Annotated in this window: 16 protein-coding genes; 8 read left to right on the top strand and 8 right to left on the bottom strand. The window is 71.9% G+C overall.

Translation table 11 applies throughout. The features are described 5' to 3' along the window. Nucleotides 1–23: 23 nt before the first annotated feature. The 5 genes from ACWEK3_RS31015 to ACWEK3_RS30995 form a co-directional block, all read right to left on the bottom strand. Nucleotides 24–1,625 carry an FAD-dependent monooxygenase gene (locus ACWEK3_RS31015; protein ID WP_453251110.1) on the bottom strand — a complete coding sequence of 534 codons (1,602 nt, stop codon included), beginning with the start codon at nucleotides 1,623–1,625 and terminating at the stop codon, nucleotides 24–26. A 176-nt stretch (nucleotides 1,626–1,801) separates the two neighbouring features. After that, the gene (locus ACWEK3_RS31010) at nucleotides 1,802–2,686 is read right to left on the bottom strand and encodes an amino acid ABC transporter permease (protein WP_390874596.1); all 885 of its coding nucleotides are present in this window, start codon (nucleotides 2,684–2,686) and stop codon (nucleotides 1,802–1,804) included. Next, a complete protein-coding gene (locus ACWEK3_RS31005; RefSeq protein ID WP_361415190.1) occupies nucleotides 2,683–3,348 on the bottom strand; it encodes an amino acid ABC transporter permease in 666 nt (221 codons plus the stop codon). The genes ACWEK3_RS31010 and ACWEK3_RS31005 overlap by 4 nt, the downstream gene beginning before the upstream one ends. 75 nt (nucleotides 3,349–3,423) lie before the next feature. Next, nucleotides 3,424–4,263, bottom strand: coding sequence for a glutamate ABC transporter substrate-binding protein (locus ACWEK3_RS31000; RefSeq protein WP_453251109.1), 840 nt, complete (start codon nucleotides 4,261–4,263; stop codon nucleotides 3,424–3,426). A gap of 98 nt (nucleotides 4,264–4,361) precedes the next feature. After that, entirely contained in the window at nucleotides 4,362–5,138 is a 777-nt protein-coding gene (locus ACWEK3_RS30995; RefSeq protein ID WP_361415194.1) for an amino acid ABC transporter ATP-binding protein, read from the bottom strand. A 284-nt stretch (nucleotides 5,139–5,422) separates the two neighbouring features. Between ACWEK3_RS30995 and ACWEK3_RS30990 the strand changes: the two genes are divergently transcribed. Together ACWEK3_RS30990 and ACWEK3_RS30985 are read left to right on the top strand one after the other, a co-directional pair. Further along, nucleotides 5,423–6,109 (top strand): response regulator transcription factor, encoded by a 687-nt coding sequence (locus tag ACWEK3_RS30990; RefSeq protein WP_361415196.1) that lies wholly within the window; start codon nucleotides 5,423–5,425, stop codon nucleotides 6,107–6,109. 9 nt (nucleotides 6,110–6,118) lie between these two features. Next, nucleotides 6,119–7,534, top strand: coding sequence for a sensor histidine kinase (locus ACWEK3_RS30985; protein WP_450539955.1), 1,416 nt, complete (start codon nucleotides 6,119–6,121; stop codon nucleotides 7,532–7,534). Here ACWEK3_RS30985 and ACWEK3_RS30980 read toward each other — a convergent pair. Further along, nucleotides 7,524–8,522, bottom strand: coding sequence for a TAXI family TRAP transporter solute-binding subunit (locus ACWEK3_RS30980; protein WP_450539953.1), 999 nt, complete (start codon nucleotides 8,520–8,522; stop codon nucleotides 7,524–7,526). The genes ACWEK3_RS30985 and ACWEK3_RS30980 overlap by 11 nt on opposite strands. Before the next feature lie 95 nt (nucleotides 8,523–8,617). Here ACWEK3_RS30980 and ACWEK3_RS30975 point away from each other — a divergent pair, with 95 nt between their 5' ends. Beyond that, entirely contained in the window at nucleotides 8,618–9,022 is a 405-nt protein-coding gene (locus tag ACWEK3_RS30975; protein ID WP_390727353.1) for a pyrophosphohydrolase domain-containing protein, read from the top strand. On the opposite strand, the gene ACWEK3_RS30970 is transcribed toward ACWEK3_RS30975, so the two are convergent. Beyond that, the gene (locus ACWEK3_RS30970; RefSeq protein ID WP_453251108.1) at nucleotides 8,959–10,242 is read right to left on the bottom strand and encodes a glycosyltransferase family 87 protein; all 1,284 of its coding nucleotides are present in this window, start codon (nucleotides 10,240–10,242) and stop codon (nucleotides 8,959–8,961) included. The genes ACWEK3_RS30975 and ACWEK3_RS30970 overlap by 64 nt on opposite strands. 203 nt (nucleotides 10,243–10,445) lie before the next feature. On the opposite strand from ACWEK3_RS30970, the gene miaB reads away from it, so the two are divergent. Together miaB and ACWEK3_RS30960 are read left to right on the top strand one after the other, a co-directional pair. Beyond that, entirely contained in the window at nucleotides 10,446–11,975 is a 1,530-nt protein-coding gene (gene miaB, locus ACWEK3_RS30965; RefSeq protein ID WP_361415206.1) for a tRNA (N6-isopentenyl adenosine(37)-C2)-methylthiotransferase MiaB, read from the top strand. A gap of 58 nt (nucleotides 11,976–12,033) precedes the next feature. Then, the gene (locus ACWEK3_RS30960) at nucleotides 12,034–12,747 is read left to right on the top strand and encodes a class III extradiol dioxygenase subunit B-like domain-containing protein (RefSeq protein WP_453251107.1); all 714 of its coding nucleotides are present in this window, start codon (nucleotides 12,034–12,036) and stop codon (nucleotides 12,745–12,747) included. A gap of 67 nt (nucleotides 12,748–12,814) precedes the next feature. On the opposite strand, the gene ACWEK3_RS30955 is transcribed toward ACWEK3_RS30960, so the two are convergent. Further along, nucleotides 12,815–13,147: an antitoxin gene (locus tag ACWEK3_RS30955; RefSeq protein WP_361415210.1), complete on the bottom strand. Its 333-nt coding sequence runs from the start codon at nucleotides 13,145–13,147 to the stop codon at nucleotides 12,815–12,817. Between the two features lie 186 nt (nucleotides 13,148–13,333). Between ACWEK3_RS30955 and miaA the strand changes: the two genes are divergently transcribed. The 3 genes from miaA to dapF all read left to right on the top strand — a co-directional run bounded on the left by miaA (nucleotide 13,334) and on the right by dapF (nucleotide 15,892). Then, complete coding sequence (miaA, locus tag ACWEK3_RS30950; RefSeq protein WP_450539947.1) at nucleotides 13,334–14,272, top strand: tRNA (adenosine(37)-N6)-dimethylallyltransferase MiaA; 939 nt, start codon at nucleotides 13,334–13,336, stop codon at nucleotides 14,270–14,272. 108 nt (nucleotides 14,273–14,380) lie between these two features. Beyond that, a complete protein-coding gene (locus tag ACWEK3_RS30945; protein WP_450539999.1) occupies nucleotides 14,381–14,878 on the top strand; it encodes a hypothetical protein in 498 nt (165 codons plus the stop codon). A 144-nt stretch (nucleotides 14,879–15,022) separates the two neighbouring features. Next, nucleotides 15,023–15,892, top strand: coding sequence for a diaminopimelate epimerase (dapF, locus tag ACWEK3_RS30940; protein WP_453251106.1), 870 nt, complete (start codon nucleotides 15,023–15,025; stop codon nucleotides 15,890–15,892). The last annotated feature ends 173 nt before the right edge of the window (nucleotides 15,893–16,065 follow it).

The following is a 16,065-nucleotide window of genomic DNA, read 5'->3' as shown; positions in this document are numbered from 1 at the left end:
GTACGGTCCACAGGGCTCCGCGGTCAGCGCGCGCCCGCCTCGGCACGGTCCTCGGTGCGTCCGGCGCCGCCCAGCGCCGTCTCCGCCGCGGTGTACAGGTCGGCCGGGCGCACCCCGCTCAGCGCGGTGACCAGGTGCCCGTCGGGCCGGACCAGGAGGACGGTGTGGGGAGCGGCGCCCGGGTAGCTCTCGGCGACCAGCAGCTCGGCGGGGTGCGGCAGCGCGGTCACCGCGGCGGCCAGCCGGGGCATGATGCCGGCGCTCACCCAGTGCCGGCGCTCCCACACGCCCGTACCCGGCGCGATCAGCACCACGAGCAGCGCCCCCCGGCCCAGCCGTTCGCGCAGCGGCACGAAGGAGCCGTCCTCCGCGGTCACCAGCACGTCGGCGACCGGGGCGCCGGCCGGTGTGTCCACGAGGACCTCCCCGTCGAGGGGCGGGGGAGTGAGCGGCGAGTCCGCGTACGCCCCCGGCGCGCCCAGCGCCCCGCGCCCCAGATGACCGTCCATCAGCAGGGCGTCGTGTCCACGGCCGGACCCGGGCACCAGGGACCGCAGTCCGCCGCCCCCGCGCAGCACCGGCAGTAGCTGGTCGGCGGCGCGCAGCCGGGCGGCGACGATCGCGCGCCGCTCGGTCTGGTAGCTGTCCAGCAGCCCCTCGTGCGGCCCGTGATGCCAGGCCGGCGCCAGCTTCCAGGCGAGGTTGTCGGCGTCCCGCAGGCCCTCGTCGAGACCCTGGGTGCCGAGCGCGCCCAGCAGGTGGGCCGCGTCCCCGGCGAGGAAGATCCGGCCGGCGCGCCAGCGGCGGGCCACCCGGTGGTGGACCGTGTGGACTCCGGTGTCCAGGAGTTCGTACGACGGGGAGGTTTCGCCGGTCCAGCCGATGAGGGTCTCCCGGATGCGGGCGAGCAGCAGTTCGGGTGTGACCAGGTCCTCGCCTGGCGGCAGCAGCCAGTCCAGCCGCCACACGTCGTCCGGGAGCGGACGGGCGGCGATCTCCCCGGCGAAGGGGCCGGTCGTCCGCCACGGCGGCAGCCGGTGGAGGAACGCTTCGCCGGGCCGGGGCAGTTCGGTGCGTACCGCGGCGACGGCGTGCCGCTCGACGGCCGTACGGCCGGGGAAGCGGATGTCCTGGAGCTTGCGCACGGTCGAACGCGGGCCGTCGCAGCCGACCAGGTAACTGCCGCGCCACCATGTGCCGCCCGGGCCGCGGGTGTGGACGGTGACCCCCGTGGTCTCCTGCTCCATGTTGTCGAGGCGGCTGTCCACGGCGAGTTCGACCAGCGGTTCGCGGGCGACGGCGGCGCGCAGGGCGCCGGTCAGCACGTGCTGGGCGATGTGCAGCGGCGCGGGGTCGTCATCGTCGAAGGCGATGTCGCGCATCACCTGTTTGCGCCGCAACGACCGCCATCCGGCCCAACGGAGCCCGGCCCCGCCGAGCGGCGCGCCGGCCAGGCGCTCCACGAGCGCGGCGGTGTCCTCGCGCAGGACGACCGTGCGCGCGGCGCGCGGCGCGTCCGCGCCGGGTCCCTCGTCGAGCACGACGGAGGGCACCTCCTGACGCGCCAGCGCCAGGGCGAGCGTGAGCCCGACGGGCCCCGCTCCGACAACGATCACCGGGTCCACGGCGCGGCGCCCCCTGCCCGCAGTGGTGTCCTGACGGACAGGTGTGAAGCAGAAGCCGGAGCAGGGTGCACGATCACAGAACGTATGCAACCCATTGCCGCTGCTTGCGTCAAGTGACGGAGGCGGTGGTGATCACTCCACTGCCCCCATGTCACTTCTGTCCCGGTGAGCGGCCGTCAGGCGGAGGTTCCCGTCGACTCGGCGCCGCCCACCGCCGCGGCCGAGAGCACCGCGCCCGTCGACTTCTTTCCGCGCCGCAGCCGCCGCTCCAGCCAGCTCGCGAAGGTGGTGAGGCTGAAGTTGATGGCCACGAAGATCAGCGCCACGATCGTGAAGCTGGCGATGGTGTTCGCACCGTAGTAGGAGCTCATGGCGGACACGGCGGACAGCAGGTCCGGGAAGGTGAGGACGGCGCCGCCGAGCGCGGTGTCCTTCACGATGACCACGAGCTGGCTGACGATCGCCGGCAGCATCGCGGTGACCGCCTGCGGCAGCAGGACCGACGTCATGGTCTGGGTCTTGCGCAGGCCGATCGCCTGCGCGGCCTCCGTCTGGCCCTTGGGCAGGGAGAGGATGCCCGCGCGGACGATCTCCGCGAGCACCGAGGCGTTGTAGAGCACCAGACCGGTGCAGACGGCGTACAGCGGCCGGTCGTCCGAGCTGATGTTGCTGTAAGCGGCGAACAGCGCCGTACCGAAGATCATCAGGATCAGCACCGGAATGGCGCGGAAGAACTCCACGACCACCGCGGCCGGGATCCTGATCCAGGCGTGGTCGGAGAGCCGCGCGATGCCGAAGACCGCGCCGAGGGGCAGCGCGATGAGCATCGACAGGGCCGCCGCGATCAGCGTGTTCTTCAGCCCGGGCAGGATGTACGTGGTCCACGCCTCGGAGCCGGAGAAGAACGGCTTCCACTTCTCCCAGTCCAGTTGGCCCTTGTCGCTCAGGCTCTGCAGGGCCCACCACACCAGCGCCGCGGCGGCAAGCACGAACAGGACGGTGTAGAGGATGTTGCGCCGCTTGGCCCTGGGCCCCTGGGCGTCGTACAGCACGGAGGTCATCGCTTCACCGCCACCTTCTTGCCCACCCAGCCGAGGATCAGACCGGTCGGCAGCGTCAGGCACACGAAGCCGAACGCGAAGACCGCGGAGATCAGCAGGAGTTGTGCCTCGTTCTCGATCATCTTCTTCATCAGCAGGGCCGCTTCGGCCACGCCGATCGCCGCCGCCACCGTGGTGTTCTTGGTGAGCGCGATCAGCACGTTGGTGAGCGGGCCGACCACCGAGCGGAACGCCTGCGGCAGCACGACCAGGGTCAGCACCTGGGTGAAGCTCAGTCCGAGGGCGCGGGCCGCCTCCGCCTGGCCGACCGGCACCGTGTTGATGCCGGAGCGGATCGCCTCACAGACGAACGCCGCGGTGTAGGCGATCAGACCCAGCACGGCGAGCCGGAAGTTGATGGTGTCGAAGTCCTGCGCACCGAGATTGATGTTGAGCGTCTGGCTCAGGCCCAGCGAGGTGAACAGGATGATCACCGTCAGCGGGATGTTCCGCACGACGTTGACGTAGGCGGTGCCGAAACCGCGCATGAGCGGCACCGGGCCGACGCGCATGGCAGCCAGCAGAGTGCCCCAGACCAGGGAGCCGACGGCCGAGAGGAGGGTGAGCTGCACGGTCACCCAGAAGGCTCCCAGCAGGTCGTAGCCTTGAAGAAAGTCGAACACGATCTCCCGCGCTTCCGCGTGTGGTGGGCCCCGGTGCGCCGCCCTGCGCGGGCGGCGCACCCGACGGGCGCTGACTCAGCTCTTGATGTCGCCGATCTTCGGCGCGGGCTCGTTCTTGTAGTTCGCCGGACCGAGGTTGGCGTCGACGGCCTTCTGCCACGAACCGTCGGAGACCATGTCCTCAAGGGCCTTGTTGATCTTGTCCTTGAGGTCGCTGCCCTTCTTGACGCCGATGCCGTAGTTCTCGTTGGTCATCTTGAGGCCGCCCAGCTTGAACTTGCCCTTGAACTGCTCCTGGGAGGCGTAGCCGGCGAGGATCGAGTCGTCCGTCGTCAGCGCGTCGATCGCCTTGTTCTGAAGGCCGCTCAGACAGGCCGAGTACGTCGGGTACTGCTGGAGGTCCGCCTTGCGCGCCAGCTTGTCCTTGACGTTCTGGGCCGAGGTCGAGCCGGTCACCGAGCACAGCTTCTTGCTGTTCAGGTCGGCCGGCGACTTGATCGAGTCGTCGTCGGCGCGGACCAGGACGTCCTGGTGGGCCAGCAGGTAGGGGCCGGCGAAGTCGACCTTCTGCTCACGCTCCGGGGTGATCGAGTACGTGGCGGTGATGAAGTCCACGTCACCGCGCTGGAGCATGGTCTCGCGGTCGCCGCTCTTGGACTCCTTCCACTCGATCTGGTTCTCGTCGTAACCGAGCTTCTTGGCGACGTACTTGGCCACGTCGACATCGAAGCCGGAGTAGCCCTGCGGGGTCTTCTGGCCGAGGCCCGGCTGGTCGAACTTGATGCCGACGGTGATCTTCTTGCCGCCACCGCCCGACGACCCCTCGTCCTTCTTGTCGTTCGAGCCGCACGCCGTCGCCGAGAGGGCGAGGGCGAGGACGACGGCCGAGGCGGCGGTGACCTTGCGGAGCTTCATGTGAACTTCCTTCGGTGTTGAGGAGATGCGGAGCCGTCGGCACGGCGACGGCACGATCACGGGCCGGTGGCGCACGGCGCCACCGGCGGGCCGTCGCGTCAGTGGTGCAGGATCTTCGAAAGGAAGTCCCTGGCCCGGTCGCTGCGCGGGTTGCTGAAGAACTGGTCGGGCGCAGCCTGTTCGATGATCCGGCCGTCGGCCATGAAGACCACCCGGTTTGCAGCCGATCGGGCGAAGCCCATCTCGTGGGTGACGACGACCATCGTCATGCCGTCCCGGGCGAGTTGCTGCATGACCTCCAGCACCTCGTTGATCATCTCCGGGTCGAGCGCGGAGGTCGGCTCGTCGAACAGCATGACCTTCGGGTCCATGGCCAGCGCGCGCGCGATGGCCACACGCTGCTGCTGGCCGCCGGAGAGCTGCGCGGGGTACTTGTCGGCCTGCGCGCCCACTCCGACCCGGTCGAGCAGTTCGCGGGCCCGCTCCTCGGCCTTCTTCTTGTCCGTGCGGCGGACCTTGACCTGGCCGAGCATCACGTTCTCGAGCACGGTCTTGTGCGCGAAGAGGTTGAAGGACTGGAAGACCATGCCGACGTCGGCGCGCAGCCGGGCCAGTTCCTTGCCCTCCTGGGGCAGCGGCTTGCCGTCGATCGTGATGGTGCCCGAATCGATGGTCTCCAGGCGGTTGATGGTGCGGCACAGGGTGGACTTCCCGGACCCGGAGGGCCCGATGACCACGACGACCTCGCCGCGGGTGATCGTCAACTCGATGTCCTGGAGTACGTGCAACGCGCCGAAGTGCTTGTTGACGCTCTTCAGGACGACCAGATCGGCGGTCGAGGCCACGTCTTCCTTGGCCATCGATACTTCGGTCATCGCTTTCAGGCTCCGTCCTCCTCGGTTTCGGGGGACAGTAACGACCGATGCGACCAGCGTCATTACATCTGAGGGAGATCTGAGCATCACGATCCGGTAGCGGCCGCACACATGTCGTAGCGTGACCGGGCGGGGCACGTACCGGCTGGATAACGACACACGGTGCGCAACCGGATCCCTCTTGACGCCGTCCTCGTCCATCGGCGTCACTGCCATGGTGCACGCGCCCGTGCACGACGTTTACACGCCGTGACCGTATGACACATGAACCGGAGGGGGCCGGAATGCGACTGCTCCTCGTCGAGGACGACAACCACGTCGCCGCCGCCCTGTCCGCGGTCCTGGCGCGGCACGGGTTCGACGTCACGCACGCCCGCAGCGGCGAGGAGGCCCTCCAGGCACTCGTCCCCGAGAGCGCCTGCTTCGGCGTGGTCCTGCTCGACCTGGGCCTGCCCGACCAGGACGGCTACGAGGTCTGCGCCAGGATCCGCAAGCGCACCAGCATCCCCGTGATCATGGTCACCGCCCGCTCCGACGTCCGTTCCCGCATCCACGGCCTCAACCTCGGCGCCGACGACTACGTGGTGAAGCCCTACGACACCGGCGAACTGCTCGCCCGTATCCACGCCGTCAGCCGCCGCACCGCCCACGAGGACGCGAACGCCGGCAGCGAGAGCACGCTGCGCCTCGGCGCCGTGCACATCGAACTGCCCACCCGTCAGGTCAGCGTGGACGGCGCGGTCGTCCAGCTCACCCGCAAGGAGTTCGACCTGCTCGCGCTGCTCGCCCAGCGCCCCGGGGTGGTCTTCCGGCGGGAGCAGATCATCAGCGAGGTGTGGCAGACCAGTTGGGAGGGCACCGGGCGGACCCTGGAGGTGCACGTCGCCTCCCTGCGCTCCAAGCTGCGCACGCCGGCGCTCATCGAGACCGTACGCGGCGTCGGTTACCGCCTCGTCGCCCCGGCCGCCTAGCGGGGACGGGTGAGCTCACGTCTGCTGCCGCTGCTCATCGTCCTGATGGCGGCCGTCCTGCTCGCCCTCGGCGTCCCGCTCGCCGTCAGCGTCGCCGGTGCCGAGCAGCAGAAGGCGGTCGTGGACCGCATCGACGACACCGCTCGCTTCGCAGCCCTGGCCCAGTTCGTCACGGACGGGGCCAGCGGCTCCCGGCGCACGGTCCCGGACGAGCGGTTGGAGACCCTCCGCCGCGAACTCGGCAGCTACCACGGGGTCTACGGCATCCGGGCCGGCGTCTTCTACCGGACCGGCGTCCCGATGGCCAACGCCCCGGACGACTGGTCGCTGCCCGCGTTCGGCGAGGTCCGCGACGCCTTCGAGGAGGCGCTGCTGAGCCGGCGCAGCCACGACCCGGAACAGGTCTGGCCCTGGCAGCGCCACCGGCTCGTCGTCGCCTCCCCGGTGATCCGGGACGGTGACGTCGTCGCGGTCGTCGTCACCGACTCGCCGACCGGGCAGATGCGCTCGCGGACCCTGTACGGCTGGCTGCTCATCGGCACCGGCGAGATCGCCGCGATGCTGCTCGCCGTCGGCGCGGCGCTGCGGCTGACCGGCTGGGTGCTCAGACCCGTGCGGATCCTCGACGCCACCACCCACGACATCGCCACCGGGCGGCTGAAGTCCCGGGTGGCGGCCGCCGGCGGGCCGCCCGAACTGCAGCGGCTCGCCCGGTCGTTCAACGAGATGGCGGACAACGTCGAGGACGTGCTGGAGCAGCAGCGGGCCTTCGTCGCCGACGCCTCGCACCAGTTGCGCAATCCGCTCTCCGCGCTGCTGCTGCGCATTGAGCTGCTCGCGCTCGAACTGCCCGAGGACAACGAGGAGATCGCCTCCGTGCGCACCGAGGGCAAGCGCCTCGCCCAGGTCCTGGACGACCTGCTCGACCTGGCGCTCGCCGAGCACGCGGAGCCGGATCTGAAGCTCATCGACATCGGGGAGCTGGCCGCCGAGCGGGTGGCGGCCTGGGCGCCGGCCGCCGAGGCCAAGGGGGTGCGGCTGGCCGGCGACTGCCCGGCCACCACGGGCTGGGCCGACCCCGTGGCACTGTCCTCCGCGCTGGACGCGGTGATCGACAACGCGGTGAAGTTCACGCCGGGCGGCGAGAGCGTCGAGGTGACGGTCTCCTTCCACCGCGACACGTCGACGATCGTGGTCGCCGACCACGGTCCCGGCCTCACCGACGAGGAGATCGCCCGCGTCGGCGACCGCTTCTGGCGCAGCGGGCGCCACCAGAACATCAACGGCTCAGGACTCGGCCTGTCCATCTCCCGCGCGCTGCTCGCGGCGGGCGGCGGCTCGATCTCCTACGCCCGGCACCGGGAGGAGGAGCCGCGCGGACTGCGGGTGACGGTGGCCGTGCCGAGGTCGGTGCCTACGGCTTGACCGAGCGGTAGTAGCGCCGCGCGCCCTCGTGCAGGGCCAGTGGGTCGGTGTAGATCGCGGTGCGCAGGTCGACCAACTGGGCGGAGTGGACGTGGGCGCCGATGCCGTCGCGGCTCTTGATGACGGTGCGGGTCACCCACTCCGTCAGCCTCGGGTCCATGTCCTTGCGCGTCATCAGCACGTTGGACACGGCGATCGTCGGGACGGTCTGGCCCTTCTGGACGGACGGGTACGCCGACTCCGGCATGTTGGTGGCGCGGTAGTAGCGTGTGGCGCCGCCCTCGGCGTGCAGCCGGGCGACCAGCTCGGCCTCGATCGGCACGAAACGGAACGCGAACTTCTCGGCCAGCCGCCGCAGACCGTCCGTCGGCAGTCCGCCCGACCAGAAGAACGCGTCGAGCTCACCCCGCCGCAGCCGGTCCGGAGCGGTGCCGATGCCGTCGCCCATCGGGCGGATGTCCGTCTCCGGGTCGATCCCGGCCGTCCTGAGCACCCGCTCGGCTATCAGCCGGACACCGGACTCCGGCGGCCCGACCGACACCCGCTTGCCGCGTAGGTCCGACACGGAGTGGATGCGCGAGTCGCTGGGGACGACGAGCTGCACGTAGTCGTCGTAGAGGCGGGCCACACCGCGCAGCCGCGCGGCACCCGGGCCGTGGTTCACCTCGTACGTCTCCACCGCGTCCGCGGCGGCGATGGTGAAGTCGGCCCGGCCGGTCGCCACCCGCGCGACGTTCTCCTGCGAGCCGTCGCTGGTCAGCAGCCGCACCTCCAGATCGGGCATGTCCTTGGCGAACGCGGTGCGCAGCCGCACGCCGTACTCCTGGTAGACCCCGCGCAGGGTTCCCGTGCTGAAGGTGATCGTCCCGCTCGGCGGGGCGTCGCCCAGGGGCAGTAGCCACCACAGCAGCAGCCCGAGGACCACGACCCCGGCGGCCGTGCCCTGGAGGCCGCGGCGTCGTCCGATGCGGGGGAACGGCTTTGGCATGCGCGCGATCCTGCCAGCGGGACGCCCTGCTGACCAGGGGCGGGCGGCCCGGCGGGCGGCCGGTGCAGTCCGAGCCTGCGGCTAACCTCGCGGGTATGAGTGCCTCGCCCGCCGATCTGGTCCGTGAGTTCCACCGTGCCTTCGGGCTCGACGCCCGCCCCACGCCCACCCGGGTGCCGCCGGAGCTCGCCGCGCACCGCGGGGAACTGCTCGCGGAGGAGGCGGCCGAGGTCGCTGAGGTCTCGGTCGGTGGCCCGCTCGACCGGCTCGCGCACGAGCTGGCGGACGTCGTGTACGTGGCGTACGGCACCGCCCTGGTGCACGGCATCGACCTCGACGAGGTGATCGCCGAGATCCACCGCGCCAACATGACCAAGCTCGGCCCGGACGGCCGGGTCGCCCGCCGCGCCGACGGCAAGGTGCTCAAGGGGGAGCACTACGTGGCGCCCGACGTGTCGGCCGTGCTGCGCCGGCAGGGCTGGGTCCCCGACGGCGCCTGACGCGGGCTGCGTACGTCCGAGCCGGCGGCCCACCGCGGTGAGGACCGGGCGCACCGCACGGCGAGCACCAGTGCGAGCCCGGACAGCGTGGCCGCGTCCTTGAACGCCCTGCGGGTCGAGGCGTCCAGGTACGGGAAGGCGAACTGGGGCACCTGCGGGACGAGCGCGACCCAGAACCACGGCGAACGCGTCACCGAGTCCGCTTCCAGCGCCCCGGCGACCAGCAGCGGCACCACGACGACCAGGTAGTGGTCGTAGGACGGCCGGGACACCAGGTAGGAGGCCAGCATCAGCAGTGCGGCCGTGTCCGCGAGCCGCGCCGGACCGGGATCGGCGCGCCGCCAGCGCAGCCGGGCGCAGAGCACACCGGCCGCCGCAGCGGCCATGCCCAGCACCTCGGCCGGAACGGGCGGCAGCCCCAGCCGGGGCAGCACCGCTGGCAGGGAGGAGTCGAACGGCCGCATCAGACCGTCCCCGCCCTTGAGCAGGAAGGGCAGCGTGCGAGTGAAGAAGCCGCCCGGGTCCGGCATGATCAGGGCCGCGCCCAACGACAGGGCCAGGGGCACCGCCACCATCCAGGCCAGCGCCCGCCACCGCCGGGCCAGCACCAGCAGGACGACCACGGGCAGCAGCAGCGGCTTCACCGCCACCGAGAGGCCCAGGACCACCCCGGCCAGGTCCCAGCGGCCCCGGTCGGCCAGCAGCAGCGCCAGCGGCAACGCCAGGGCGCTGACCGCCGTCCAGTTCCCCAGGTTCACCAGGTGGCCGACCGGCGCCCAGCACAGCACCAGCCCCAGCAGCCCCAGCACCGCGAACCGGCTGCACGCCGGCACCCGGAACAGGCGCACCGCACACCACCAGCCGCCCGCGATCAGCGCCACGCAGACCAGCGGCGCTGCGATGCCCACCACGGCCGTCGGCAGCGCGGCCTGCCCGGCGGCGAACAGCACGGCACTGGGCAGGTACAGGAAGCGCCGGTCGGCGTACGGAGCGCCGCCGCCCAGCCAGATCTGCCCGGCATGGACGACGAAGGCGTTGTCCATGCCTCCCCCGGTGAACACGACGGCCACCCGCGCGGCGCGGGCGCACAGGACGACGGCGAGGAGGGCGACCGGGACGGGACCGGCCGGCCGCAGCAGCCATGCGCGCACCACCGTGGTCGGGGGCACTTCCGGCGCGGGTGCCCGCAGGGCGTCACGAAGCTCCGTCACGCGTGTCATTTTGGGCCAGTTGCCCCCATGCGGGAGGAAGTGACCGGTCGTGTCGCCGTCACGAGGGCGCAAAGCCCTCCGGCCGGGCCGTCGCACCCGTGGATCCGTGCGGTGCACGGCTTTGCCCGGCCTGGAAGTCCGTGATGCCCCGGCCTGGAGGGCGTGACGCTCCGCCGTCCCGGGGCCGTCCGGGAACCACCTACCCTTGATGCATGACCAGCAGCAGCGACCGGAGCCCCGCAGTGGACGTTCAAGGACCCAAGAGCTACGAAATCCGCACCTATGGGTGCCAGATGAACGTCCACGACTCCGAGCGGCTGGCCGGCCTGCTCGAGGACGCCGGTTACGTGCGGGCGCCGGAGGGGGCGGACGGCGACGCGGACGTCGTCGTCTTCAACACCTGCGCCGTCCGGGAGAACGCCGACAACCGGCTGTACGGCAACCTGGGCCACCTGGCGCCGCAGAAGGCGAAGCGGCCCGGGATGCAGATCGCGGTCGGCGGCTGCCTGGCGCAGAAGGACCGGGACACCATCGTGAAGAAGGCGCCCTGGGTGGACGTCGTCTTCGGTACGCACAACATCGGCAAGCTGCCGGTCCTGCTGGAGCGCGCCCGCGTGCAGCAGGAGGCGCAGGTGGAGATCGCCGAGTCCCTGGAGGCGTTCCCCTCCACGCTGCCGACGCGGCGCGAGAGCGCGTACGCGGCCTGGGTCTCGATCTCCGTCGGCTGCAACAACACCTGCACCTTCTGCATCGTCCCCGCGCTGCGCGGCAAGGAGAAGGACCGCCGCCCCGGCGACATCCTCGCCGAGGTGGAGGCCCTGGTCGCCGAGGGCGTCTCCGAGATCACGCTGCTCGGCCAGAACGTCAACGCCTACGGCTCCGACATCGGCGACCGCGAGGCGTTCAGCAAGCTGCTGCGGGCCTGCGGGAACATCGACGGCCTGGAGCGGGTCCGCTTCACCTCGCCGCACCCGCGCGACTTCACCGACGACGTGATCGCCGCGATGGCCGAGACCCCGAACGCCATGCCGCAGCTGCACATGCCGCTGCAGTCCGGCTCCGACACGGTGCTGAAGGCGATGCGCCGCTCCTACCGGCAGGAGCGCTACCTCGGGATCATCGAGAAGGTCCGCGCCGCCATCCCGCACGCCGCGATCACCACCGACATCATCGTGGGCTTCCCCGGCGAGACCGAGGAGGACTTCGAGCAGACACTGCACGTCGTGCGCGAGGCGCGCTTCGCGCAGGCGTTCACCTTCCAGTACTCCAAGCGTCCCGGCACCCCGGCCGCCGAGATGGAGGACCAGATCCCCAAGGAGGTCGTCCAGGCGCGCTACGAGCGGCTGGTCGCGCTCCAGGAGGAGATCTCCTGGGAGGAGAACAAGAAGCAGGTCGGCCGCACGCTGGAGCTCATGGTCGCCGAGGGCGAGGGCCGTAAGGACGGCGCCACCCACCGCCTCTCCGGCCGCGCCCCCGACAACCGCCTGGTCCACTTCACCAAGCCCGAGCAGGACGTGCGCCCCGGCGACGTGGTCACGGTCGAGATCACCTACGCCGCCCCGCACCACCTCCTCGCCGAGGGCCCGGTGCTCGGTGTGCGCCGCACGCGCGCGGGTGACGCGTGGGAGAAGCGCAACGCGGCCGAGGCCGCCCAGCCGGCCGGGGTCATGCTCGGCCTGCCGAAGGTGGGCGTTCCCGAGCCGCTGCCGGTCGCCGCGAACAGCGGCTGCGGCTGCGACTGACCCGTCGAGCGAGCGGCCGCCCGACGACCGGCCGTCCGGCGGCGTTACCCTGCGGATCATGCTTGTCGCCGCCGCCGTCTGCCCCTGCCCGCCCCTCCTCGTGCCCGAGGTGGCCGCGGGAGCCGCACCCGAGTTGGACTCCGCCCGGGCCGCCTGCGCGGACGCGCTGGGCGTGCTCGCCGTTGCCCGGCCCGACCTGCTGGTGGTCGTCGGACCCGCGGAGGCCTCCGGGCGCGGCGTCTGTCCGGAGGGCACCCGGGGCTCGTTCCGCGGCTTCGGCGTGGACCTGGAGGTACGGCTCGGCCGGGACACGGGTACTGGGGCCGGGCGCGAGCTGCCGCCCTCGCTGGCCGTCGCCGCCTGGCTGCTGGAGCACACCGGCTGGTCCGGCATCCCCGTCGAGGGGCTCGGTGTGGGGGAGTCGTCGGCACCCGAGCGGTGCGCGGCGGCCGGCCGGGACCTCGCCGCGCGGGCCGGCCGTGTGGCGCTGCTGGTGATGGGGGACGCCAGCGCGCGGCGCACGCTCAAGGCGCCGGGCTATCTCGACGAACGGGCCGAACCCTTCGACGCGGGCGTCGCCCGGGCACTGGAGGAGGCCGACACACCGGTTCTCCTGGCGCTCGATGTGAAGACGGCGCACGAACTGAAGGCGTCGGGCCGGGCCCCCTGGCAGGTGCTGGCCGGCGCGGCCGAGGGCGCCGGCCTCTCCGGCACGCTGCTGTACGACGACGCGCCGTACGGAGTGGGGTACCTGGTCGCGGCCTGGTCGTGAACGAAACGCGGCGGACACGGCGGACGGCCGGGACGCATCGCGCCTCCCGGCCGTCCATCGACGCCCCTCAGGACGTGGGCGGCGGTCCCTCCGGAGGCGTCGGAGCGGAAGCGCCGCCCGGCGCCGTGCCGGTGCCCTGGTCCGGGCTCGTGCCCGCCTCCGGGGCCGTACGGGTCTCCGGGCTCGTCCCGCCCTTGTGGGCGAGCCGGTCCATGGCGTCCTTGGCCTTGCCCGTACCCGCGTGGATCCTGTCGCTGTACTTGCCCTTGGTCTTCTCGTCGACCACCTTCGCGGCCTTGTCGAGGCTCTGCCCGATCGTGCCCCCGTGGCGCTGGGCGAGGTCCGACACCTTCTCCTTCGCCGGGCCGATCCTGGCCTTCATGTTGTCCAGCAGACCCATGGTTCACCTTCCCTGACGGGGCGGATTCCTTTCCCCGGCGGTCGAGTTCCCCTCCGGCCCTTCGACCACCGAAGGAGTCGCGCAAAAACTCCCATACTCACTCGATACCCTACTCGTCCTACCCCGTCACCCGCCGTCACACGACTCGTGCGAGGCACCTCCTGCGGGGTTTGGGAGACTGGTGCGGTGAGCAGCGCACCCCCCGCCCCCCGCGTCATCGCCGTCGTCGGCCCCACTGCGGCCGGAAAGTCCGATCTGGGCGTCTTTCTGGCCCAGCGCCTCGGCGGCGAGGTCGTCAACGCCGACTCCATGCAGCTCTACCGAGGGATGGACATCGGCACCGCGAAGCTGACGCCCGAGGAGCGCGGTGGGATACCGCACCACCTGCTCGACATCTGGGACGTGACGGTCACGGCGTCCGTCGCCGAGTACCAGCGGCTCGCCCGGGAGCGGATCGACGCGCTGCTCGCCGAAGGGCGCTGGCCGGTCCTGGTCGGCGGCTCCGGCCTGTACGTCCGCGGGGCCGTGGACAACCTGGAGTTCCCCGGCACCGATCCCGAGGTGCGCGCCCGGCTGGAGGACGAGCTCACACTGCGCGGCTCCGGCGCGCTGCACGCCCGCCTCGCCGCCGCCGACCCCGAGGCCGCTCGGGCGATCCTGCCCAGCAACGGCCGCCGGATCGTCCGGGCCCTCGAGGTGATCGAGATCACCGGCCGCCCCTTCACCGCGAACCTCCCGGGTCACGACTCGGTCTACGACACCGTCCAGATCGGCGTCGACGTCGCCCGACCCGAACTCGACGAACGCATCGCGCGCCGGGTCGACCGCATGTGGGAGGCGGGGCTCGTGGACGAGGTGCGCGCGCTGGAGGCGCGGGGCCTGCGCGAGGGGCGTACGGCATCGCGTGCGCTCGGCTACCAGCAGGTGCTCGCCTCGCTCGCGGGGGAGTGCACGCTCGAGGAGGCGCGCGCGGAGACCGTACGCGCCACGAAACGCTTCGCGCGGCGCCAGGACTCGTGGTTCCGGCGGGACCCCCGTGTGCACTGGCTGAGCGGGGCTGCGGCGGATCTCACAGAACTTCCGCATCTCGCCTTGGCGTTGGTCGAACGACCGGTTACAGCCTGATCACGTCATGGCATCGGGACGCCCAGGCCGTCATCCAGGCCTCCGGCGCCGTGCCATCATCAAGCTCGGATCGACCGAGTGAAGTCCTAGTTGGGAGGGCGCGTGGCGATGGAGGCCGGCCCTCGCGACACCGCACAAGACACCGACCGCATCACCGTGGAGCGCGGCGGCGCGGAACCGGACGACGGCCCGTTGAGCCCCGACGGGCCCGACGAGACGCAGGGCGGCGTGACCGCGGACGGCCCCGGGCCCGAGGAGATGTTCGCCGGGCCCGAGGTGGAGGTCGAGCTGCGCCCGCAGCGTCGGCTGCGCATCTGGCAGCTGGCCCCGATCGTGGGCCTGGCCGTCGTGGGCTCCCTGATGTTCGCCTTCCCGCTGGCCTTCGACGGCGACAACGGCGCCGTGATCGCCATGCTGGGGCTGCTGATCTGCTCCTGCTCGGCGGGCTGGGGCATGATGGCCGCCCGCCGCGTCGGCCACACCTGGCCGGGCCTGCCGCCGCGCGGTTCCGGGCGGCGCCTGGACTGGCGGGTGATCGGCGCGTACGCCCTCGTCGTCACCGTGGTCGTGGTGCTCGCCGTCTGGCGGGTCGCCCGGCTGCGCTAGGCCGCGCACCGGCCCCCGGCTTCGCCAGCCACGCGCCCGGACCGCGGCTCCGCCAGGACCCGGGCACCGCCCGTACCGCGGACCGGCCCCGCGGCCGCTGGACATGATCACCGAGTCGCCGGAGCGACCCCGTACGATCGAGCCATGAGCACGCGCATCCCCTTCCTCAAGGGCCACGGCACGGAGAATGACTTCGTGATCCTCCCGGACCCGGAGAACGCCGTCGAGCTGTCCCCGGCCGCCGTCGCCGCCCTGTGCGACCGCCGCGCGGGCATCGGCGGGGACGGGGTGCTGCACGTCGTGCGCTCCGCCGCGCACCCCGAGGCCCGCGGCATGGCGGCCGAGGCGGAGTGGTTCATGGACTACCGCAACGCCGACGGCTCCGTCGCGGAGATGTGCGGCAACGGCGTGCGGGTGTTCGCGCGCTACCTCCAGCACGCCGGACACACGACGGAGGGTGACCTTGCGATCGCCACGCGCGGGGGCGTGAAGACGGTGCACATCGCCAAGGACGGTGACATCACCGTCGGCATGGGCAGGGCGAGGCTCCCCGAGGGGGACGTCATCGTGAGCGTCGGCGGGCGCAGCTGGCCCGCGCGCAACGTGAACATGGGCAACCCGCACGCGGTCGCCTTCGTCGACGACCTCGCCGACGCCGGCGACCTGTTCTCCCCGCCGCCCTTCAGTCCGGCCTCCGCCTACCCGGACGGCGTGAACGTCGAGTTCGTCGTCGACCGCGGTCCCCGCCACGTCGCCCTGCGCGTGCACGAGCGCGGCTCGGGCGAGACCCGCTCGTGCGGCACGGGCGCGTGTGCCGTCGCCGTGGCGGCCGCCCGGCGCGACGGCGCCGACCCGACGGCCACCGGGACCCCGGCGACGTACACGGTGGACCTCCCCGGCGGAACGCTGGTGATCACCGAGCGGCCGGACGGCGAGATCGAGATGACCGGCTCCGCCGTGATCGTCGCCGAGGGCGAGATCGACGCGAAGTGGCTGGAAGCAGCGGCCGGCTGACGGTCGGTCGGCTGGGTATCGCAGCCCGGACGGCCCAAGGGAAGGTCATATGTATGCCCGGAGGCGGCTGCGGGCGGCGAATCCACGGCTGACCGCCTGTCAGGTGACTGAAAGCCGTAAACCTCCTGGCCATCGCTCGAATGGGTGATCCGTTTCACGCTCACCGAGAGACG

This window comes from Streptomyces sp. NPDC004721, assembly GCF_053601495.1.
This window is presented reverse-complemented; position numbering and strand designations above follow the sequence as displayed.

Excerpts from the sequence above, each read along its gene's own strand:
- miaB (WP_361415206.1), top strand. The coding sequence starts at position 10,446 with ATGACCAGCAGCAGCGACCGGAGCCCCGCAGTGGACGTTCAAGGACCC.
- ACWEK3_RS30960 (WP_453251107.1), top strand. The coding sequence starts at position 12,034 with ATGCTTGTCGCCGCCGCCGTCTGCCCCTGCCCGCCCCTCCTCGTGCCC.
- ACWEK3_RS30975 (WP_390727353.1), top strand. The coding sequence starts at position 8,618 with ATGAGTGCCTCGCCCGCCGATCTGGTCCGTGAGTTCCACCGTGCCTTC.
- ACWEK3_RS30955 (WP_361415210.1), bottom strand. The coding sequence starts at position 13,147 with ATGGGTCTGCTGGACAACATGAAGGCCAGGATCGGCCCGGCGAAGGAG.
- ACWEK3_RS31000 (WP_453251109.1), bottom strand. The coding sequence starts at position 4,263 with ATGAAGCTCCGCAAGGTCACCGCCGCCTCGGCCGTCGTCCTCGCCCTC.
- ACWEK3_RS30970 (WP_453251108.1), bottom strand. The coding sequence starts at position 10,242 with ATGACACGCGTGACGGAGCTTCGTGACGCCCTGCGGGCACCCGCGCCG.
- ACWEK3_RS30980 (WP_450539953.1), bottom strand. The coding sequence starts at position 8,522 with ATGCCAAAGCCGTTCCCCCGCATCGGACGACGCCGCGGCCTCCAGGGC.
- ACWEK3_RS30995 (WP_361415194.1), bottom strand. The coding sequence starts at position 5,138 with ATGACCGAAGTATCGATGGCCAAGGAAGACGTGGCCTCGACCGCCGAT.
- dapF (WP_453251106.1), top strand. The coding sequence starts at position 15,023 with ATGAGCACGCGCATCCCCTTCCTCAAGGGCCACGGCACGGAGAATGAC.
- ACWEK3_RS30945 (WP_450539999.1), top strand. The coding sequence starts at position 14,381 with ATGGAGGCCGGCCCTCGCGACACCGCACAAGACACCGACCGCATCACC.
- ACWEK3_RS31010 (WP_390874596.1), bottom strand. The coding sequence starts at position 2,686 with ATGACCTCCGTGCTGTACGACGCCCAGGGGCCCAGGGCCAAGCGGCGC.
- ACWEK3_RS30990 (WP_361415196.1), top strand. The coding sequence starts at position 5,423 with ATGCGACTGCTCCTCGTCGAGGACGACAACCACGTCGCCGCCGCCCTG.